18 protein-coding genes and 1 other annotated feature are annotated in these 22417 nt (G+C 48.7%); all 18 genes read left to right on the plus strand.

Annotated elements, in window-relative coordinates; all coding sequences use genetic code 11:
* Window positions 1-3: 3 nt before the first annotated feature.
* On the plus strand, window positions 4-231 hold the full coding sequence (locus tag HMPREF1548_RS13725; RefSeq protein ID WP_021636827.1) for an acyl carrier protein: 228 nt from the start codon (window positions 4-6) through the stop codon (window positions 229-231).
* Window positions 232-900 (plus strand): 4'-phosphopantetheinyl transferase family protein, encoded by a 669-nt coding sequence (locus HMPREF1548_RS13730; protein ID WP_021636828.1) that lies wholly within the window; start codon window positions 232-234, stop codon window positions 898-900.
* A 321-nt stretch (window positions 901-1221) separates the two neighbouring features.
* Window positions 1222-1371, plus strand: a complete 150-nt coding sequence (gene rpmG / locus HMPREF1548_RS28995) for a 50S ribosomal protein L33 (protein ID WP_009256180.1) — start codon at window positions 1222-1224, stop codon at window positions 1369-1371.
* Between the two features lie 29 nt (window positions 1372-1400).
* Complete coding sequence (gene secE / locus HMPREF1548_RS13735; protein ID WP_021636830.1) at window positions 1401-1607, plus strand: preprotein translocase subunit SecE; 207 nt, start codon at window positions 1401-1403, stop codon at window positions 1605-1607.
* Between the two features lie 15 nt (window positions 1608-1622).
* Complete coding sequence (nusG, locus tag HMPREF1548_RS13740) at window positions 1623-2141, plus strand: transcription termination/antitermination protein NusG (protein WP_021636831.1); 519 nt, start codon at window positions 1623-1625, stop codon at window positions 2139-2141.
* Between the two features lie 145 nt (window positions 2142-2286).
* Complete coding sequence (gene rplK / locus HMPREF1548_RS13745) at window positions 2287-2712, plus strand: 50S ribosomal protein L11 (protein ID WP_021636833.1); 426 nt, start codon at window positions 2287-2289, stop codon at window positions 2710-2712.
* An 89-nt stretch (window positions 2713-2801) separates the two neighbouring features.
* On the plus strand, window positions 2802-3491 hold the full coding sequence (rplA, locus tag HMPREF1548_RS13750) for a 50S ribosomal protein L1 (RefSeq protein WP_021636834.1): 690 nt from the start codon (window positions 2802-2804) through the stop codon (window positions 3489-3491).
* Between the two features lie 123 nt (window positions 3492-3614).
* Window positions 3615-4940: a CapA family protein gene (locus HMPREF1548_RS13755; RefSeq protein ID WP_276945580.1), complete on the plus strand. Its 1326-nt coding sequence runs from the start codon at window positions 3615-3617 to the stop codon at window positions 4938-4940.
* 21 nt (window positions 4941-4961) lie between these two features.
* Entirely contained in the window at window positions 4962-6092 is a 1131-nt protein-coding gene (locus HMPREF1548_RS13760; protein ID WP_021636836.1) for a DUF6709 family protein, read from the plus strand.
* 20 nt (window positions 6093-6112) lie between these two features.
* The gene (locus HMPREF1548_RS13765; RefSeq protein WP_021636837.1) at window positions 6113-7963 is read left to right on the plus strand and encodes a hypothetical protein; all 1851 of its coding nucleotides are present in this window, start codon (window positions 6113-6115) and stop codon (window positions 7961-7963) included.
* A gap of 101 nt (window positions 7964-8064) precedes the next feature.
* Window positions 8065-8213: a sequence feature (ribosomal protein L10 leader region), on the plus strand.
* A gap of 84 nt (window positions 8214-8297) precedes the next feature.
* Entirely contained in the window at window positions 8298-8864 is a 567-nt protein-coding gene (gene rplJ, locus HMPREF1548_RS13770; protein WP_021636839.1) for a 50S ribosomal protein L10, read from the plus strand.
* Window positions 8865-8919: 55 nt separating this feature from the next.
* Window positions 8920-9297 (plus strand): 50S ribosomal protein L7/L12, encoded by a 378-nt coding sequence (gene rplL, locus HMPREF1548_RS13775; RefSeq protein ID WP_021636840.1) that lies wholly within the window; start codon window positions 8920-8922, stop codon window positions 9295-9297.
* Between the two features lie 349 nt (window positions 9298-9646).
* Window positions 9647-13507: a DNA-directed RNA polymerase subunit beta gene (gene rpoB / locus HMPREF1548_RS13780; protein ID WP_021636842.1), complete on the plus strand. Its 3861-nt coding sequence runs from the start codon at window positions 9647-9649 to the stop codon at window positions 13505-13507.
* Window positions 13508-13584: 77 nt separating this feature from the next.
* Window positions 13585-17304 carry a DNA-directed RNA polymerase subunit beta' gene (gene rpoC, locus HMPREF1548_RS13785; RefSeq protein ID WP_021636843.1) on the plus strand — a complete coding sequence of 1240 codons (3720 nt, stop codon included), beginning with the start codon at window positions 13585-13587 and terminating at the stop codon, window positions 17302-17304.
* 404 nt (window positions 17305-17708) lie between these two features.
* The gene (gene rpsL, locus HMPREF1548_RS13795; RefSeq protein ID WP_009256158.1) at window positions 17709-18128 is read left to right on the plus strand and encodes a 30S ribosomal protein S12; all 420 of its coding nucleotides are present in this window, start codon (window positions 17709-17711) and stop codon (window positions 18126-18128) included.
* A 216-nt stretch (window positions 18129-18344) separates the two neighbouring features.
* Window positions 18345-18815 carry a 30S ribosomal protein S7 gene (gene rpsG / locus HMPREF1548_RS13800; RefSeq protein WP_021636845.1) on the plus strand — a complete coding sequence of 157 codons (471 nt, stop codon included), beginning with the start codon at window positions 18345-18347 and terminating at the stop codon, window positions 18813-18815.
* Window positions 18816-18875: 60 nt separating this feature from the next.
* Window positions 18876-20993: an elongation factor G gene (gene fusA, locus HMPREF1548_RS13805; protein WP_025487438.1), complete on the plus strand. Its 2118-nt coding sequence runs from the start codon at window positions 18876-18878 to the stop codon at window positions 20991-20993.
* 157 nt (window positions 20994-21150) lie between these two features.
* Window positions 21151-22344, plus strand: coding sequence for an elongation factor Tu (gene tuf, locus HMPREF1548_RS13810; protein ID WP_021636847.1), 1194 nt, complete (start codon window positions 21151-21153; stop codon window positions 22342-22344).
* The last annotated feature ends 73 nt before the right edge of the window (window positions 22345-22417 follow it).

Genomic DNA, 22417 nt, shown 5'->3' on the forward strand with positions numbered 1-22417 from the left:
ATCGTGCTGGAACTCATTCAGAAGATTGTTTTCCACGTTACCGGAAAAACGAATCTCAACTACGAAACGGACTTCGTCCAGGATCTGGGCCTGAATTCTTTTGAACTTATGAATATTGTAAGCGCATTTGAGGAATATTTTGATACGACGATACCCACCCGGGACGTCTGGAAGCTGCATCAGGTAAAGGACGTCATCGCCTACATGCAGGAAAGAGGACTTGAAGTATAAATGGAAACACAAAAAGGGGAAATCGTCCTCTATATCTACCATATAAAAGGAAACAAAAACGAAAATAAAAATGAAAACGGAGCCTCCGGCAAAATACCGGCAGAGGATACGCCCAAACAACAGGCAAAGCTCCTTTCCTCTGCCCTCCTCGCCCGCGCAGCCACCCACTACCTGACGCAGCACAGCCCCGCCTGCCTTTCATTTGCCCCCGGCCAGCCGCCCGCCCCATCCTGGCGCACACAAAAAGGCAGCCATGGCAAGCCCTACTTCCCCGACTGCCCCTGGCTCCACTTTTCCATCAGCCACAGCGGCGAATACTGGGCCTGCGCCATGGCTCCCACAGAAGTGGGCCTGGATCTCCAGCTCCACACCAAAGGAAGAAAAGAACGCATATCCTCCCGTTTTTTCCACCCCCAGGAAAACGAATACCTCCGACGCTGCGCCTACCGTGACTTTTTCGACATCTGGGCCGCCAAAGAAAGCTACGTCAAATACACCGGCCAGGGCATCGACGAAAACTTCGCCTCCTTCACCGCCGCCGCCCCAACCGCCCCCGCCGCCGAAATCAACGGCGCCCAACTGAAATCCATCCCCTTCCATCCAGACTACAGCCTCTCCCTCTGCGCCCCCCGCATCGACAACGTCATAATTCATTACGAAACACAGTGAGTGAAACAACCGGCCGGACCCAGGCATCTCTGCGAGCGTCCAGCATATCACATAAGTTCAGGGCCGCCAAAAACTCATACGAAATCCTCCCTCCCTCCTCTAAAAAAGCTTGACTTTCGGCGGTACTGTGTGCTATAGTCATAAGGCGAGATGAGATTTAGGTCTTTTTTTTATGCTTAAAATTCCGAAAAGACCAGTTATGTCAATAGCCCGTGAGGGTGTTGACCACGGGCGGTTGTCGGCGTTCAGAGAATGAATCAAGACGAGAAGCTTACGTGAGACAATATAGGTTAACAGAGAAAAAGGTGGAGGTGGAATACCATGCGTACAAGAATCACATTGGCATGTACAGAGTGCAAGCAGCGTAACTACAACACAACAAAGGATAAGAAGACACATCCTGACAGAATGGAAACAAGCAAGTACTGCAGATTCTGCAAGAAGCACACAACGCACAAAGAAACCAAATAATCAGCCAGACGGACAGAGAGGTGCAGGTAATGGGAAATTCCTCAAGTGAAGAAAAGACGTCCAAGCCGAAATTCTTTGATGGTGTGAAAGCAGAATTCAAGAAAGTCACATGGCCGGACAGAGAACTGCTGTTGAAACAGTCCGCCGCTGTTGTAGGAATTTCAATTGTACTCGGAGGCATCATTGCCGTTTTGGACATGATCCTTCAGTATGCAGTTGATTTCCTTGTAAAATAACAGTGGGGTGAACGTATGGCAGAAGCAAACTGGTATGTGGTCCACACTTATTCCGGATATGAGAATAAGGTAAAGGCCAACATTGAAAAGACAATTGAGAACAGGCACCTGGAAGAAGAAATTCTGGAGGTCCGTGTCCCCATGCAGGATGTTGTGGAGATGAAGAACGGAGCTAAGAAAACAGTCCAGAAGAAGATGTTCCCCGGCTATGTCCTGATTAACATGGTCATGAATGATGATACCTGGTATGTCGTACGTAATACCAGAGGCGTGACAGGGTTTGTAGGACCGGGAAGCAAACCGGTGCCGCTTACAGAAGCGGAAATGAAGCCGCTTGGCATTAAAACGGAGAATGTTTCCATTGATTTTGCAGAGGGCGATACCATCGTCGTTGTTGCAGGAGCATGGAAGGATACGGTCGGGCTTGTGCAGAGAATTGACTACGGCAAGCAGACCGCTACGATAAATGTAGAGCTGTTCGGAAGGGAAACCCCTGTGGAAATCAGCTTTGCAGAGGTTCGTAAATTACAATAGTCTGACGTTTAATGGAGAAATCCGTTGAACTGTGGAAGCAGTGCCCTGGCTCCGCCGGAGGTTTCCCGGAAGGGGACGGGCCGCGCGTTTAAAACGCGTGCATTATGGCTGCGCCATACCACATTATATTTAGGAGGTGCCTGACATGGCAAAGAAAGTTACAGGATACATCAAGTTACAGATTCCTGCTGGTAAAGCGACACCAGCTCCCCCGGTTGGTCCTGCTCTTGGACAGCACGGTGTTAATATCGTTGAATTTACCAAGCAGTTCAATGCAAGAACAGCAGATAAGGGAGATTTAATCATCCCTGTTGTAATTACTGTTTACGCAGACAGAAGCTTCAGCTTTGTAACAAAGACTCCGCCTGCTGCAGTACTGCTGAAGAAAGCATGCAATCTGAAGTCCGGTTCCGGTGCGCCGAACAAGACCAAAGTTGCAACTATCTCCAAGGACAAGGTTAAGGAAATCGCAGAAATGAAGATGCCTGACCTCAATGCTGCCTCTCTGGAATCAGCTATGAGCATGATCGCCGGTACGGCAAGAAGCATGGGTATTGTAGTAGAAGACTAAAACTGATTAATTGGGAGCAGTATTCCGGCCCGGAGCCTTCCGCGCCGAAAACAAAAGTACTGCGTTAATAACCAACGGAGGAATTGAAAATGAAACATGGTAAAAAATACAGCGAAGCTGCTAAATTAGTAGACCGCGCTACCGCTTATGAACCCACCGATGCCATCGCATTAGCAAAGAAAACAGCAACAGCCAAATTTGATGAGACCATCGAAGTTCATATCAGAACAGGCTGTGACGGACGTCATGCTGAGCAGCAGATCCGTGGTGCTGTTGTGCTTCCTAACGGAACCGGTAAAACCGTTAAGGTTCTGGTATTCGCCAAAGGAGATAAAGTAAACGAAGCAGAAGCTGCCGGCGCAGATTATGTTGGCGGCGATGAGCTCATCCCCAGAATTCAGAATGAAGGCTGGCTTGATTTTGACGTTGTTGTAGCTACTCCTGATATGATGGGTGTAGTAGGACGTCTTGGTAAGGTTCTCGGACCGAAAGGCTTAATGCCCAACCCGAAGGCCGGTACCGTAACAATGGACGTTACCAAAGCTATCAACGATATCAAAGCCGGTAAGATCGAATACAGGCTTGATAAGTCCAACATCGTTCATGTGCCGATCGGAAAAGCTTCCTTCACAGAAGAAAAGCTGGAAGAGAACTTCAACGCTCTTATGGATGCTATCGTAAAGGCAAAACCTTCAGCTCTGAAGGGACAGTATTTAAGAAGCATCACCCTGGCTTCCACAATGGGCCCTGGCGTAAAGGTATCTGTTGCTAAATATTAATTTTATAGATGAAGAAACAGGCGCAGCCGGATTGAACGGCTGCGCTTTTTTGTTCCCGGAGAAATATGTGCGGCAGAATTTTACAGGCTTGACGTAATGGCGTTTACCCCTGATAATAATAGCATGGAAAGAAAGACTGAGGTACAGAGGGGGACTGTACTGCAGAAAAGAAAGAAGGTGATGGGCATGGCGGGGAAAAGAAAGAGAAGAAGGAACGGGAGAGTAAGCATCTTTTTGCTGACTATGCTCATCACCATTGCCGTGGGCAGCGTGGTATTGCTTGTGAGCTGGGCTTTTCTGGGAAACAGGGGAATGGTTCTGGCGGCTGTGACCGTGGAGGGTGAAGTGTTCTCGCTGTTCGGCGGAAATGACGCGGAAACGGAAGCGGCCGCAGAAACAGAACAGGGGAAGTATGCGGATATCCTCAATAACCCGGAGCTTATGGCACAGCAGAACATCTATACCATAACGCCTGCGGCTGAAGGCGAGGTATCCCTTGTTTTTGCCGGCGATATTCTGTTTGATGACGGCTACAGCATTATGGCCAAAATGAAGAGCAGAGGACAGGGGATTGAAGGAAGCATTGATTCCGGACTGCTGGGAGTGATGCGGGACGCGGATATTTTTATGGTGAACAATGAATTTACCTATACCAAAAGAGGCGCGCCCACTCCGGGAAAGGCCTTCACCTTCCGGGCCGATCCGGCCCATGCGTCGCTTCTGCATGACATGGGGGCGGATTTGGTGTCCCTTGCCAATAACCACGCCTACGATTATGGCGAGGTTTCCCTGACGGATACGCTTGATACGCTGCAGTCCATCGGGATGCCCTATGCAGGGGCAGGCAGGAATCTGGCGGAGGCGGTGCGGCCCGTCTACTATATCGCCGGAGATTTAAAAATTGCCTTTCTTTCCGCAACACAGATAGAAAGAGTGGACAACCCCGACACCAAAGGGGCCACGGAAACCTCTCCCGGTGTATTCCGGTGCAGGGATGTGGACATGCTGCTTCAGGCTGTTTCGGAAGCAAAAGCAAACAGCGATTTTGTGGTTGTCTACATTCACTGGGGAACGGAAAGCACCACCGAGCTGGACTGGGCGCAAAAGGAACAGGCGCCACGGATTGCGTCTGCCGGGGCAGATTTGATTATAGGCGACCATCCCCATGTCCTTCAGGGGATAGACTATATCGGGAATACGCCGGTTATCTACAGCCTGGGCAATTTCCTTTTTAACTCCAAAACACAGGACACCTGTCTTGTAAGGGCGATCCTGGATGAGGAATCGGGCAGCCTGAAAAGCTTCCAGTTTATCCCGGCTCTGCAGAAGGACTGCAGGACAACAATACACGAGGGAACAGAAAAAGCCAGAGTCATCGGCCATATGCGCAGCCTGTCACCAAAAGTGCAGATAGATGAGGAAGGCTATGTTGCTGTTCCGGAAAACTAGAGAAATACGAGGGAAGAGAAAATGTTGGACATACTGAAGAAAAAGTCAAGAAAATCCTTGACGATAAGAGCTATTATATCTATCGTTATTGTCATCGGCCTTCTGGCCCTGACTAAATTCGCTGTTTTTGATGTGATTACCGGTCCCACCGAACTTGACGTAACCGCCGATCCTGAGCAGTATGAGGGGAAATACGTAACGATTGAGGTGGAAAATTTCCTTACGGATTATGTGGAGCACACCACCACGACGACAAATACCAAAACCGGCTCCAAAAGCACCTCGGTGGATGGAAACAGCTATATTGTTTTCAATGCGGTTGATGATTATGAAAACAATTCTTCCATCTGGTATTACTATAGTATTTATATGAAAAAGAGCCAGAAAAACGAGCTTTATGACCTGATTGACGATACCTGGAATTACTGGGGCGATGAAACCAATACGGTGGCTCCTCCGGCAACGCTGAAGGTAACCGGTACATGGACGAAGCTGGAATCACAGCTTGAGAGGTATTACAAAGAAACATTAACTGAGATGGGCATCGAGGAAAGCAGCTATGACGTGGTTTACCTTTATACAATTGACACCGCCAAAATCGGAGGACAGTCGGTGGTATTCTTCTGGGTATGCATGGCGGCGGCGCTCCTCCTTCTGATTTATTTCATCGTTAATGTTGTTGGTATTTTCAGCAACAGGTATGCGGGCAAAATCAATACCTATCTGCACAATAACCCTTCCGTGTCCCTGGCTGCAATTGAAGCGGATTTTGCCCAGGCCCATCCGATAGGAAAGAATGCGTGGGTTGGCAGGAAATGGACGGTTTACGTAGAGGGACCCAAGGCGAACATACTGGCCAACAGGGATCTGGTATGGGGCTATTATTTCAAGCAGACGGGAAAATACAGCGTCAGCCAGCTCCGCGTTTTTAATATGGCAAAGAAAATGATCTCTATCAACCTTTCTGAGGATGAAGCGCATGAGGCGCTGAAATACTATGCCGAGGAACAGCCGCATATGATCGTGGGCTATACCAAGGAACTGGAAACGAGTTTCCAGAAAAATTTTACAGAATTCCTGAATCTTAAGTATAATCCTGCCATTAACGCAGAGCAGGCAGATCCGTATTTCGGGAATAACACCAGTTTTTAACTGACAGTACAGGAGGCCGGATGAACCGATATACTTTTTGTTTCACCAAAAAAGAACTGAAGGAATTTTCCATACGGGCGGTTCTGGAGCAATATCGCAGACGGGGCCGTGTCTGGGTGATTCTCCTGCTGCTTTGCGTGCTGGAAGCGTTTATCAGCCCGGCCTTCAGTGTTGTTATCCTGTTTTTGTTTGCGGCGGCGCTGGGAGTTGATATGTTTCGCACCTGCCGCTTCCTGGAAAAGGAACATTTCCTGGAAAAACGGATTCTGTGGGTGGAGGACGGCCTGCTGAAAAGCAGTGCGTGCGGCGCAGGGGAAATACCCTGCAGCCGCATCAATATTATAGTAAAAAGCAAAAACCTTCTCATGCTGGGGTATTCCCAGTCGAAAAGGCAGATTGTATGGTATCCCCTGCCTTTGCGTGTGTTTGAAAACGCCGGGGAGCTGGAGCGGTTCCGGGAGCTTTTCGGAAAAACGGAAAACCCTGCCGCAGGCTGGAGCGCCGGAATGGGGCGGCAGCCGCAGACAGGCGCTGTGTTTTCCTTTACATTTCCGGTGGATGAGGAAAAGTGGATTTCCATTTATAAGAATGCCTTAATGACCATCAATTCCGGAACGCTTGGCTTCCCGCAGAATATGAAGACCTTTCTTGGCGTATATGGCGTTGTATTTGCCGTGGCAGGCTTATTCTGGTTTTTCAGGTCTGGCGACCATACGCCCGTGTTTCCGGCGGCGCTGTTTCTCATGCTTGTTTTCCTCATGCTGTTTCGGTGGAAGTCGGACCCGGAAAAAACTATCCGCAAACAGGTGAGGAACGGTACCCTTCAGAACGATATTTACGGCGTCTGGGAACTTCATTTAATGGAGGAAGGCGTCATACAGATCATGGCGGGCCGGAGCAGGAGCTTCCTTAAGTGGGAGGAATTCGGCTGGCTGGTGGAAACCGATGAAGAATTTTTACTGTTTAAGAAGAATAAAGTTCAGTTCATACCGATTCTGAAGGAAGGGATTCAAAGCTATCAGCAGGCGGAAGCCATGTGCAGGTTCTGTGAAAGCAGGGGGATTGCCGGCCTGCCGTCAAAACGCATGAAATATCTGCCGGGCTGGTTTTTTTACGTAGGCCTGGCCTTTGTGCTGCTGGCCATGTTTGCAGTCGGGATCTGGAGCGGCTTTGCCAGAGACAGACAGCGGGCGGAAGCGCAGAAAGAAGCGGCCGCCTATGCGGATAATGAATGGACGGAAGCCTTTGACCCTGCGGACTATCCTGATTATGTGCCGCTGGACGGACAGGTAGAGACGCTTCGTTCCCTTGGATTTTCCATCACGGATCAGCTGGCGGACAGGGTGCGCGGGGTGATGGAGGATGACATGACGCGTGTGTATGTGGAAGGCTATCCCTATACCTGGCTGCTGACTGAGCTGGGCGTGCCTTCCAGGGATGAAAACGGCCGGATTTGCGGTTATCCGGAGGAGGTGTTCTGGTTTGATTTTGAAGGCTGGGATATCAGCAACGATTATACGGAGGTGCTGGAGGGAATGCTGGCGCTTGCCGGGGACAGCCCGCTGGAGGATGTGACGGAGATCTCGGAGGATACCGAAAAGATGGATTGGGAAGCCGGCAGCGGAAGCATAACGGTTAAGCTTCTGTGGAAAGGTCGGAGCTGCTCCTGGGATATGGATGTGGAATATGACTGGATTGATCCGGATATCCTTGGGGTATTCAACGGGCTGCTGGAACAGACGGATGCGGCGGAGCGTTTTTATGTCATCGGGGATAACGGGCAGGGAGCGCTTGTATTTTACCGCACTGCCGAATGGGCGCAGGCTTTTGAAAAAGCCACAGGCCTTGTGCCTGAGGCCCCTTTTGTCTGAAGCTGATGGAAAAATAAAGCACAATCAATGCATTCAAAAAAATTGTAAATATAAAACACAAAAAATGTTGACAAACATTACAGCATGTGATAGTCTGAGAAAGGTCGCAAGCGGCCATGCCGAAGACAGCAGGTACCGGTATTCCGGTATAAGAAAACAGCGCCTGCCGAGGAAAAGAGTTGACGATTGTAACGGTTTATCCGTAACTTATCCTCTCTGTGTCTTCGCAGAGAGGTTTTTTTATATCCGGCTGCAGCTCAGGCTGACGGCACCGGCGTAAACTCCTTTTCGGCACTGAACTTGTTTTCAGAAAAATCTATAAGGAGGTAAAGAAATGGCAAAGGTTGAACTTAAAGCACCTGTAGTTGCAGAGATTTCCGAAGCGATTAAGGATGCGCAGTCAGTCGTACTGGTTGACTACCGCGGACTTACCGTAGAACAGGATACCGCTCTTCGTAAACAGCTTCGTGAAGCGGGAATCAACTACAAAGTTTACAAGAACACAATGATGAACTTTGCTTTCAAGGGAACAGACTTTGAAGCACTGGCACCTTTCCTGGAAGGACCCAGCGCAATTGCAATTTCCAATACGGATGCTACCGCACCCGCCAGAGAACTTGCTAAATTCGCAAAGACTGCAAACAAGCTTGAAATCAAAGCCGGCGTAGTAGAAGGCACTATGTATGATGCGAAGGGAATGGCGGAAATCTCCCTGATTCCTTCCAGAGACGAACTGCTCTCCAAACTGCTTGGAAGCATCCAGTCTCCTATTACCAACTTTGCACGCGTTATGAAGCAGCTGGCTGAAAAAGGCGGCGCCGGAGCATGCGAAGCACCCGCAGCACAGGAAGAAGCAGCAGAGGCACCCGCAGCAGAAGCTGCACCTGAAACTGCTGAATAATCAGTACATTAGCAGATAAATCAATTTTAAACAAATTAAATGGAGGTAAAATAAAATGGCTAAATTATCCACTCAGGAAATTATTGATGCAATCAAAGAATTATCCGTATTAGAATTAAATGATCTTGTAAAAGCATGTGAAGAAGAATTCGGTGTATCCGCAGCAGCAGGCGTTGTAGTTGCAGCAGCAGGTGCCGGCGCAGCTGAAGCAGCTGAAGAGAAGACAGAATTCGACGTAGAGCTGACAGAAGTTGGCCCTAACAAGGTTAAGGTTATCAAAGTTGTTCGTGAAGTAACCGGTCTTGGCCTGAAAGAAGCTAAGGACGTTGTTGACGGCGCTCCCAAGGTTGTTAAGGAAGCTGCTTCCAAGCAGGATGCTGATGACATCAAAGCTAAACTGGAAGCTGAAGGCGCTAAAGTTACTCTTAAATAATCGGAGTATCTTTCGAAAACGAAATGACTTGTCAGGAACCTTTGCCTGCTGCTTTATGCCAGCACGGCAGAGGTTTCTTTTTATTTATCCACAATATTACAAAAATTTTGGTTGACTTCCCTTTTTTCTTGTAGTAGAATGGATAGTGCACTATTGTGGTAAGTTATGCTATTTTTGTGCGTAAAACCGATAAACTAATATCAAGCTGCCTGTTGGCGGGTTACATTACTGCCTGCGGCCGCCTATTCGTTTGCCATTCAGAGGGTGTGACATCAGGTTTTTCTGCGGTAAAGAAGTGCCTCCTTGGGAACGAATGGCAAACAAATCATAAGAACGGGGTGAAATGTCAATGGAAAAGAACAGAATACGTCCAATTGCCACCGGCAAGAACATGCGTATGAGTTATTCACGGCAGAAGGAAGTTTTGGAGATGCCGAACCTGATTGAAGTTCAGAAGAATTCCTATCAGTGGTTCCTCGATGAAGGCCTGAAAGAGGTCTTTGACGATATCTCTCCAATAGAAGATTACAGTGGCCATTTAAGCCTGGAATTCGTGGATTTCGAACTGTGCGAAGACGATGTGAAGTATTCTATCGAGAAATGTAAGGAAAGAGACGCCACATTTGCGGCCCCCTTAAAGGTTAAGGTACGTCTTTACAATAAAGAAAAAGAAGAGATTACAGAGCATGAAATCTTCATGGGCGATCTGCCCTTGATGACTGAGACAGGAACCTTCGTTATTAACGGCGCAGAACGTGTTATCGTCAGCCAGCTTGTTCGTTCCCCCGGTATTTATTATGGAATCGGCCATGATAAGATCGGTAAGAGGCTTTACAGCTGTACGGTGATCCCCAACCGTGGTGCGTGGCTGGAATACGAGACGGATTCCAACGACGTTTTCTACGTTCGTGTGGACAGGACGAGGAAAGTCCCGATCACGGTTCTGATTCGTGCACTGGGTGTCGGTACCAATGATGAAATCAGAGAACTGTTTGGTGATGAACCCAAGATTGAAGCGAGTTTTGCCAAGGACACTGCTGAGAACTATCAGGAGGGTCTGTTAGAGTTATATAAGAAAATACGTCCCGGCGAGCCTCTCAGCGTGGAAAGCGCGGAGAGCTTAATCAATGCCATGTTCTTCGACCCCAGAAGATATGATTTGGCGAAAGTCGGCAGATATAAATTCAATAAGAAGCTGATGCTCAGAAACAGAATCCGCGGCCATATCCTGGCTGAGGATGTGATTGACACCACAACAGGAGAGCTTCTTGCCGCGGCGGGAACCAAGGTGACGGCCGAACTGGCGGACACCATCCAGAACAGTGCGGTTCCTTTTGTATATATTGAGACAGAGGAGCGCAATGTAAAGGTGCTCTCCAGCATGATGGTTGATATTACACATTATGTGGACTGTGATCCAAAAGAACTGGGCGTTACCGAGCTGGTATATTATCCTGTCCTGGCGCAGATCCTGGAAGAGTATTCTGCGGATCCGGAAGAGTTGGCAGAGGCCATCCGGAAGAACATCCATGAGCTGATCCCGAAGCATATTACGAAGGAAGATATCATCGCTTCCATTAACTATAACATCCATCTGGAATACGGCATCGGCAACGATGACGATATCGACCATCTGGGCAACAGGCGTATCAGGGCTGTGGGCGAGCTGCTCCAGAACCAGTACCGTATTGGTCTGTCCAGAATGGAAAGAGTGGTCCGTGAAAGAATGACCACGCATGATGCGGAAGAAATTTCTCCGCAGGTTCTGATCAACATTAAACCGGTACAGGCTGCCGTGAAGGAATTCTTCGGTTCCTCCCAGCTGTCCCAGTTCATGGATCAGAACAACCCGCTGGGCGAGCTGACCCATAAGAGACGTCTGTCCGCATTGGGACCCGGCGGTTTGAGCCGTGACCGTGCCGGATTTGAGGTACGTGACGTACATTACTCCCATTACGGAAGGATGTGCCCTATCGAGACGCCTGAAGGACCCAACATCGGTCTGATCAACTCTCTGGCATGTTATGCAAGAATTAACGAATACGGTTTCGTGGAAGCACCCTACCGTAAGATTGATAAAACGGACCCGATGAATCCCAGGGTTACCGAGGATGTTGTCTATATGACAGCTGATGAAGAAGATAATTACCATGTGGCACAGGCGAACGAGGCCCTGGATGCGGAAGGGCATTTCGTAAGAAATACCGTATCCGGCCGTTACCGTGAAGAGACGCAGGAATATCCCAAGACCATGTTTGATTACATGGATGTATCTCCCAAGATGGTGTTCTCCGTAGCTACAGCCCTCATTCCTTTCCTGGAAAACGACGATGCCAACCGTGCGCTGATGGGATCCAACATGCAGCGTCAGGCGGTGCCGCTGCTCACCACGGAAGCGCCGGCGGTAGGAACCGGTATGGAAGTGAAGGCAGCCGTTGACTCAGGTGTCTGCGTTGTTGCCAGAAAGCCCGGTATTATCGACTATGTATCCTCCAACCTGATTAAGATGACCTGTGATGACGGTGAGAAGGTTGAATACCATCTTACGAAGTTTTCACGAAGCAACCAGAGCAACTGCTACAACCAGAGACCCATCGTATTCAAGGGCAACCATGTTTCCGCGGGCCAGGTAATTGCAGACGGCCCTTCCACTTCAGAAGGCGAGCTGGCGCTGGGCAAGAACCCTCTCATCGGTTTCATGACCTGGGAAGGTTACAATTACGAGGATGCTGTTCTTTTAAGTGAGAGACTGGTACAGGAGGATGTATATACCTCCGTCCATATTGAAGAATACGAAGCGGAAGCCAGAGACACAAAGCTGGGGCCGGAAGAAATCACAAGAGACGTTCCCGGCGTTGGTGATGAAGCCCTGAAGGATCTGGACGACAGAGGAATTATCCGCATCGGTGCAGAGGTCCGTGCAGGCGATATCCTTGTGGGTAAGGTAACTCCCAAGGGAGAAACCGAACTGACGGCTGAAGAAAGGCTTCTGCGTGCCATTTTCGGTGAGAAGGCAAGAGAAGTAAGGGATACGTCCCTGAAGGTGCCTCACGGTGAATACGGCATCATTGTGGATGCCAAGGTATTTACGAGGGAAAATGGCGATGAGCTTTCTCCCGGTGTGAATCAGGCAGTGCGTATTTACATCGCACAGAAGAGAAAGATTTCCGTAGGTGACAAGATGGCAGGCCGTCACGGCAACAAGGGTGTTGTTTCCCGTGTGCTTCCCGTGGAGGATATGCCTTACCTGCCCAACGGACGCCCGCTTGATATCGTACTGAATCCTCTGGGCGTGCCTTCCCGTATGAATATCGGACAGGTACTGGAAATCCATCTGTCCCTGGCAGCCAAGGCCCTGGGCTTTAACGTGGCAACACCGGTATTTGACGGCGCCAATGAAAATGATATTATGGATACCCTTGACCTGGCAAACGATTACGTGAACCTGGAATGGGAAGAATTTGAAGCAAAGCATAAAGATGAGCTGCGTCCTGAAGTATTCCAGTACCTGTCTCTGAACAGAGATCACAGAGAACTCTGGAAGGGCGTGCCCATCAGCAGGGACGGAAAGGTAAGGCTTCGTGACGGCCGTACCGGAGAGTATTTTGACAGCCCGGTAACAATCGGACACATGCATTACCTGAAGCTGCACCATCTGGTAGACGATAAGATCCATGCGCGTTCCACCGGCCCTTATTCCCTTGTAACACAGCAGCCTCTGGGCGGTAAAGCGCAGTTCGGCGGCCAGCGTTTCGGGGAAATGGAAGTTTGGGCGCTGGAAGCATATGGCGCTGCTTACACTCTGCAGGAAATCCTGACAGTGAAGTCCGACGATGTCGTGGGACGTGTGAAGACTTACGAAGCCATTATCAAGGGTGAAAATATCCCTGAGCCCGGCATTCCGGAATCCTTCAAGGTTCTGCTGAAGGAGCTGCAGTCTCTTGCGCTGGATGTTAAGGTTCTGCGTGAGGACAATACGGAAGTGGAAATCATGGAAACGGTGGACTACGGTGATACGGATTACCGCTACGAAATCGAAGGTGACTCCAAAGGTTATGAGAAGTATGAAAAAGATTCTCTTGGCGAACTCGGTTACCAGCATCAGGAATTCGACGATAAGAGCGGAGAACTGGTGACTGCTGAAGAAGAGGAGCCTGAAGATGACCTGGAATTCGATATAGATGAGAATTTCGAGGAAATCGAGGAATAATCTGCATCTGTATGGAAAATGAACGGCCTGCGCAGGGCAGGCCCGTTCATCCGGAATAGTTTTGGAAGGAGTGCACAATGTCTGAAACAACTACAAAAAATGAAGTATATCAGCCGATGACGTTCGATGCCATCAAAATCGGCCTGGCTTCTCCTGAAAAGATCAGGGACTGGTCCAGAGGTGAGGTACAGAAGCCCGAAACCATCAATTACAGAACGCTGAAGCCGGAAAGAGACGGCCTGTTCTGTGAACGTATTTTCGGGCCTACCAAGGACTGGGAATGTCACTGCGGTAAATACAAGAAAATCAGATACAAAGGTGTTGTCTGCGACAGATGCGGTGTTGAGGTTACCAAGTCCAGCGTCCGCCGTGAGCGTATGGGACATATCGAACTGGCTGCGCCGGTTTCCCATATCTGGTATTTTAAAGGTATCCCCAGCCGTATGGGACTGATTCTGGATCTTTCCCCCAGAGTGCTGGAAAAGGTACTTTACTTTGCTTCCTATATCGTACTTGACCGCGGCGAAAGCAACCTGGAATACAAGCAGGTGCTTTCCGAAAAGGAATACCAAGACGCAAGGGAAACCTGGGGAAATAAATTCCGGGCGGGCATGGGCGCCGAGTCCATCAAAGAGCTGCTGGAAGCTATTGACCTTGAAAAAGAATCCGAAGAACTGAAAACAGGGCTGAATGAGTCTACCGGCCAGAAGCGTGCAAGAATAATCAAGCGTCTTGAGGTTGTGGAAGCTTTCCGCGAATCCGGCAACCGTCCGGAGTGGATGATTCTGGATGCCATCCCGGTAATTCCTCCGGATCTTCGTCCTATGGTACAGCTGGACGGCGGACGTTTTGCGACCTCCGACTTAAACGACCTGTACCGCAGGATTATCAACAGAAATAACCGTCTGAAAAGACTGCTGGAGCTTGGCGCTCCGGATATTATCGTCCGTAATGAAAAGAGAATGCTTCAGGAAGCCGTTGATGCCCTGATTGACAACGGCAGAAGGGGACGTCCGGTAACAGGACCCGGAAACAGGGCACTCAAATCCCTTTCCGACATGCTTAAAGGTAAGTCCGGCCGTTTCCGTCAGAACCTGTTGGGCAAGCGTGTTGACTATTCAGGACGAAGCGTTATCGTCGTAGGTCCCGAACTGAAAATTTATCAGTGCGGTCTGCCTAAGGAGATGGCAATCGAGCTGTTTAAGCCCTTCGTTATGAAGGAACTGGTGGCCAGAGGCATTTCCCAGAATATTAAAAATGCCAAAAAGCTGGTGGAAAGACTGGATTCTCAGGTATGGGACGTTCTGGAGGATGTTATCAAAGAGCATCCCGTTATGTTGAACCGCGCCCCTACACTGCATAGACTGGGTATTCAGGCGTTTGAACCCATCCTGGTGGAAGGTAAGGCTATCAAGCTGCATCCGCTTGTTTGTACGGCTTTCAATGCGGACTTCGACGGTGACCAGATGGCTGTGCATCTTCCTCTTTCCGTGGAAGCGCAGGCAGAGTGCCGTTTTATGCTTCTTTCACCCAATAACCTGCTGAAGCCCTCCGATGGCGGCCCTGTTGCCGTTCCTTCCCAGGATATGGTACTTGGTATCTATTACCTGACACAGGAAAGACCCGGAGCCAAGGGCGAAGGAAAGTGCTTTAAGAGCCTGAATGAAGCAATTCTGGCTTATGAAAACCAGGCGCTGACCCTGCATTCAAGAATTAAAGTTAAAATAACAAAGCAGATGCCTGACGGCACTGAAATGTCTGATATCGTAGAATCTACGCTGGGCCGTTTTATTTTCAATGAAGTCCTTCCTCAGGATCTGGGCTTTGTGGACAGAAGCGTTCCGGAAAATGCGCTGAAGCTGGAGGTTGACTTCCACGTAAGCAAGAAGGGCCTGAAGCAGATTCTGGAAAAGGTTATCAATATCCATGGTTCCTCCAGAATGGCTGAGGTGCTGGATGATATTAAGGCAACCGGCTACAAATATTCTACAAGGGCAGCCATGACGGTTTCCATTTCCGACATGACCGTTCCTGAAAAGAAGCCGGAAATGCTGGCAGAAGCGCAGGCTACCGTTGACCGTATTTCACAGAACTTCCGCCGCGGCCTTATCACAGAGGAAGAGCGTTACCGTGCGGTTGTGGAGACCTGGAATGAGACGGATAAAGAGCTGACGGACGTTCTGCTTGCAGGACTGGATAAATACAACAATATTTTCATGATGGCCGACTCAGGTGCCCGTGGTTCCAACCAGCAGATCAAGCAGCTGGCAGGTATGCGTGGACTGATGGCCGATACAACCGGCCGTACCATCGAGCTGCCCATCAAATCAAACTTCCGTGAAGGTCTGGACGTACTGGAATACTTCATGTCCGCGCACGGCGCACGTAAGGGTCTGTCCGATACGGCTCTGCGTACCGCTGACTCCGGATACCTGACCAGACGTATGGTCGACGTATCACAGGAGCTGATTATCCGTGAACTGGACTGCTGTGAAGACAGACCGGAAATTCCAGGCATGGAAGTTAAGGCTTTCATGGATGGAAAAGAAACCATCGAAGGCCTGAAGGACAGAATTACCGGCAGGGTTTCCTGTGAGGAAATCAAGGATCGCGATGGTAATGTCATTGTTAAGAAGAACCACATGATCACTCCCAGCCGTGCGGAGAGAATTCTCAGCGTTGGCGTAAATGATAAGGGTGAACCTGTGGAAAGCGTGAAAATCCGTACTATATTAAGCTGCCGTTCCAGAAACGGAATCTGCGCCAAGTGCTACGGAGCCAACATGGCTACCGGTGAAGCGGTGCAGGTTGGTGAAGCAGTTGGAATCATCGCTGCACAGTCAATTGGTGAGCCTGGTACCCAGCTGACCATGCGTACCTTCCATACGGGCGGTGTTGCCGGTGACGATATCACACAGGGTCTTCCCCGTGTCGAGGAGCTTTTTGAGGCCAGAAAGCCCAAGGGACTTGCGATTATCGCAGAGTTCGGCGGTGTGGCGGCCATTAAGGATACAAAGAAAAAACGTGAAGTTATCATAACCAACAGTGAAACAGGCGAATCCAAAGCCTATCTGATCCCTTACGGTTCCAGAATCAAGGTTATGGACGGCCAGATACTTGAGGCTGGTGATGAACTGACCGAAGGTAGCGTTAACCCCCACGATCTGTTGAAGATCAAGGGTATCCGTGCAGTACAGGATTACATGCTCCGTGAAGTACAGCGTGTATACCGTCTCCAGGGTGTTGATATCAGCGATAAGCATATCGAGGTTATCGTTCGTCAGATGCTGAAGAAGGTGCGTGTGGAAGACAGCGGTGATACCGAATATCTGCCCGGCACACTTGTGGATGCTCTGGATTACGAAGACCTGAATGAAGAGCTTGTGGCAGCTGGCAGACAGCCGGCGGACGGCAAGCAGATTCTTCTTGGTATTACCAAGGCGGCTCTTGCAACCAACTCCTTCCTGTCGGCAGCATCCTTCCAGGAAACTACCAAGGTTCTTACCGAAGCTGCAATCAAAGGAAAGGTTGACCCTCTGATCGGTCTGAAGGAAAACGTAATTATTGGTAAGCTGATTCCTGCCGGAACCGGTATGAAGCGCTACCGCGACGTGCATCTGAGCACCGACGACACGCTGAATGACATGCTGGATATGGACGATGAATTCGATTTTGACGAAGGCGTGGAGGAAGACGTCCTTCCGGATGAGGAAGAGGATATCATAACTGCAGAAGAAACGGAAGAAATCGATGAAGATGAGGATTTGGCAGTTTCTGTTGCAGAGGATAATGAGTAATTAGCTGATTAAGAATGAGAAGCTGTCTCATTTATAATGTAAACGTACCCAGACAGGCATGGAGAATTTTCCATGCCTGTCTGGCGTTTACAGCGACGCGTGTTATTCCTCAGGAAATGAAAAGCAAGCAGAGTGTTACAGTCCAGTCAGATCCGCGCTATTGGCTGCGCAGGACAGCGCTTCGTGCTGACCGTAAGAAAGTGAAGGAGGCACGTTTGCGTAAAATTTTTGAGAATTAGGTGTAAAAGCCGCTCATTTACCATAAAATACCTGTAAATTTAAAGAAAATCTATTGACAATGCATTCTGAAGCACGTATACTATTCTAGCGTGCATTTGAATGCATTTTTTTCTTATGCATGTATATAACGACACATTAACCTATACCGCAGGAGGTGAAAAAGAATGCCAACATTTAACCAGTTAGTCAGAAAAGGACGTCAGACATCTGTAAAGAAGTCTACCGCACCGGCTCTCCAGAAAGGATACAACTCCCTTCACAAGAAAGCTACGGATGCTTCCGCTCCTCAGAAGAGAGGTGTCTGCACCGCTGTTAAGACAGCTACTCCTAAGAAACCTAACTCAGCTCTTAGAAAGATCGCCAGAGTTCGTCTTTCCAACGGAATCGAAGTAACAAGCTACATTCCCGGTGAAGGACACAATCTGCAGGAACACAGCGTTGTTCTGATCAGAGGCGGCCGTGTTAAGGACCTTCCCGGTACCAGATACCACATCATCAGAGGTACACTGGATACCGCAGGCGTTGCTAACAGACGTCAGGCCCGTTCCAAATACGGTGCTAAGAGACCTAAGGCAGGAAAATAATTCATTATTTTCCATGTACCACAGAAAGAACTAATTTAGTGTTGGGATTCTGATTTTCACTTTCTAAGCGAACAGATAGACCGCACGAACACATTGGGTGTAATTAGTAACGTTTTGTTTCCGGACAGACGTTTGCCCGGCCGCATGCGGCCGTGTATCAGACACATGTGAGTACCGATGATTTAATTACAGATTATAATTAAGGAGGGAAGAACCGTGCCACGTAAAGGACATATTCAGAAAAGAGACGTACTGGCGGACCCCTTATACAACGACAAGGTAGTCACCAAACTTATCAACAACATCATGCTGGATGGTAAGAGAGGCGTTGCCCAGAAGATTGTATACGGTGCGTTCAACAGAGTTGAAGCAAAGGCTGGAAAGCCGGCTCTTGAAGTATTCGAGGAAGCGATGAACAATATCATGCCTGTTCTCGAAGTAAAGGCTAGGCGTATCGGTGGTGCTACCTATCAGGTGCCTATCGAAGTAAGACCTGACAGACGCCAGGCGCTGGGCTTAAGATGGCTTGTAACCTTCTCACGCAAGAGAGGCGAGAAGACCATGGAAGAAAGACTGGCAAACGAAATTCTTGACGCATCCAATAACACCGGATCCGCAGTTAAAAGAAAAGAAGACATGCACAAAATGGCAGAAGCAAACAAGGCGTTCTCTCACTACAGATTTTAATCTGGGTGGGCGCGTCCTTGCGGCTTAGGCCCGGGATACAAAATTAAGGAGGAAAAACCTTTGGCTGGAAGAGAATATCCATTAGAGAGAACCAGAAACATTGGTATTATGGCTCACATCGATGCAGGTAAGACTACTCTGACAGAGCGTATTCTGTACTACACCGGTGTTAACTATAAGATCGGGGATACTCATGAAGGTACTGCGACCATGGACTGGATGGAGCAGGAACAGGAAAGAGGTATCACCATCACATCAGCCGCTACCACATGCCACTGGACCAAGCATCATGAATGCAAGGTTGATCCCAATGAGCCTGAGTACCGTATCAATATTATCGATACTCCCGGCCACGTTGACTTCACAGTGGAAGTTGAGCGTTCTCTTCGTGTACTGGATGGCGCTGTCGGCGTATTCTGTGCGAAGGGCGGCGTTGAGCCTCAGTCAGAAAACGTATGGCGTCAGGCAGACACCTACAATGTACCGAGAATGGCCTTCATCAATAAGATGGACATCCTTGGCGCAAACTTTTACGGTGCCGTAGACCAGATCAGGACAAGGCTTGGCAAGAATGCCATCATCCTGCAGCTGCCTATCGGCAAGGAAGATGAATTCAAGGGAATCATCGACCTGTTTGAAATGAAAGCCTATATCTTTAACGACGATAAGGGCGAAGATATTACAGTAACAGAGGATCTTGGGGATATGCAGGATGATGCAGAGCTGTATCGTTCAGAGCTGATCGAGAAAATCTGTGAATTAGATGATGATTTAATGATGATGTATCTGGAAGGGGAAGAACCTTCTGTTGAAGAACTTAAGGCAGTTCTGAGAAAAGCTACATGCGAATGTGCAGCTATCCCGGTTTGCTGCGGTTCCGCATACAGGAACAAGGGTGTACAGAAGCTTCTGGATGCAGTGCTTGAGTATATGCCTTCTCCTACGGACATCCCTTCTATAAAGGGAACTGATCTGGATGGAAACGAAGTGGAAAGACATTCTTCTGACGAGGAACCTTTTTCCGCTCTGGCATTCAAGATTATGGCTGACCCGTTTGTTGGTAAGCTTGCATTCTTCCGTGTGTATTCTGGAACTATGAACTCCGGTTCTTATGTGCTGAATGCAACAAAGGATAAGAAGGAACGTGTTGGACGTATCCTGCAGATGCATGCTAACAAGAGACAGGAGCTAGATAAGGTATTTGCCGGTGATATCGCTGCAGCAGTTGGCTTTAAGTTCACCACAACCGGTGATACCATCTGTGACGATCAGCATCCGGTAATTCTGGAATCCATGGAATTCCCTGAACCGGTTATTGAGCTTGCTATTGAGCCCAAGACCAAAGCAGGCCAGGGTAAACTGGGTGAAGCTCTTTCCAAACTGGCAGAAGAAGACCCGACCTTCCGTGCCCATACGGATCAGGAAACAGGACAGACAATTATCGCTGGTATGGGCGAGCTCCATCTGGAAATTATCGTAGACAGACTTCTGCGTGAGTTCAAGGTGGAAGCAAACGTTGGTGCACCTCAGGTTGCATACAAAGAAACCTTTACCAAGCCTGTTGATGTTGACAGCAAATACGCAAAACAGTCCGGTGGACGTGGACAGTACGGACATTGTAAGGTTAAGTTCGAGCCCATGGATCCTAACGGCGAAGAGACATTCAAGTTCGATACCGCAGTTGTCGGCGGTTCTATTCCTAAGGAATATATCCCGGCAGTTGGTGAAGGTATTGAGGAAGCATCCAAGGCCGGTATCCTCGGCGGATTCCCTGTACTGGGTGTTCACGCTACCGTATACGATGGTTCCTACCATGAAGTTGACTCTTCCGAAATGGCATTCCACATTGCCGGATCCCTGGCATTCAAGGATGCTATGTCCAAGGCTAACCCGGTACTGCTTGAGCCTATCATGAAGGTTGAAGTTACCATGCCTGAAGACTATATGGGTGATGTTATCGGTGATATCAACTCCCGCCGCGGACGTATCGAAGGTATGGATGACATCGGCGGAGGCAAGCTGGTAAGAGCATATGTACCGCTTGCTGAGATGTTCGGTTATTCCACAGACCTGCGTTCCAAGACTCAGGGACGTGGCAACTATTCCATGTTCTTTGAGAAATATGAGCAGGTACCGAAGAACGTACAGGAAAAAGTGCTTGCTGCAAAGGCAAAATAAAAGTAGTGAACTTTTTCCTGTGTAAAAAGTACTTGCAGCAAAGGCAAAATAAGCTAAATAAAGCTTGAAAATATCGGTATAATCTAATATAATCAGAATTAGCCGATTAGAAAAAGAAACAATTGATTTCTATTGATTTTAAGGAGGATTATCAAAAATGGCTAAAGCTAAATTTGAAAGAAAAAAGCCGCATTGTAACATTGGTACCATTGGCCACGTTGACCATGGTAAAACAACTCTGACAGCAGCTATTACCAAGACTCTGAATACAAGACTTGGAACTGGTGAAGCTGTAGCTTTCGATATGATCGACAAGGCTCCGGAAGAAAGAGAACGTGGTATCACCATTTCCACAGCTCACGTAGAGTATGAAACAGAAAACAGACATTACGCACACGTTGACTGCCCTGGCCATGCTGACTATGTAAAGAACATGATCACTGGTGCAGCTCAGATGGATGGTGCTATCCTGGTTGTTGCAGCTACCGATGGTGTTATGGCTCAGACCAAAGAACACATCCTGCTGTCCCGTCAGGTAGGCGTTCCTTATATCGTTGTATTCATGAACAAATGTGATATGGTAGACGATCCGGAACTGCTTGAGCTGGTTGAAATGGAAATCAGAGACCTGCTGAACGAGTATGAATTCCCCGGAGATGACACTCCGATTATCCAGGGTTCCGCTCTGAAAGCTCTGGAAGATCCTCAGAGCGAATGGGGCGATAAGATCCTTGAGCTGATGGCAGCTGTTGACTCTTATATTCCGGATCCTCAGCGTGACACAGACAAGCCTTTCCTTATGCCTGTAGAAGACGTATTCACAATTACCGGCCGTGGTACTGTTGCAACCGGTAGAGTAGAGCGTGGAACACTTCATCTGAATGAAGAAGTTGAAATCGTTGGTATCAAAGAAGAGACCAAGAAGACTGTTGTTACCGGTATCGAAATGTTCCGTAAGATGCTGGATGAAGCTCAGGCTGGTGATAACATCGGCGCACTGCTTCGTGGTGTTCAGAGAACTGAAATCGAAAGAGGACAGGTTCTTGCAAAACCCGGCACAGTTACCTGCCACAGAAAGTTTACCGCTCAGGTATACGTTCTGACCAAAGATGAAGGTGGACGTCATACTCCTTTCTTCAACAACTACAGACCTCAGTTCTACTTCAGAACAACTGACGTAACAGGTGTCTGCAACCTTCCTGAAGGTGTAGAGATGTGCATGCCTGGTGATAACGTAGAAATGAGCATCGAACTGATTCATCCTATCGCTATGGAGCAGGGTCTTACTTTCGCTATCCGTGAAGGTGGACGTACTGTAGGATCAGGCCGTGTTGCTACCATCATCGAGTAATTAGTATTTTTAGATTTTTAAGGGCTTTCCGATTTTCGGAGAGCCCTTTTCTTTGTTTGCGCGCCATGGGCGC

It is taken from the genome of Clostridium sp. KLE 1755 (assembly GCF_000466465.2).
GTDB lineage: Bacteria > Bacillota > Clostridia > Lachnospirales > Lachnospiraceae > Eisenbergiella > Eisenbergiella porci.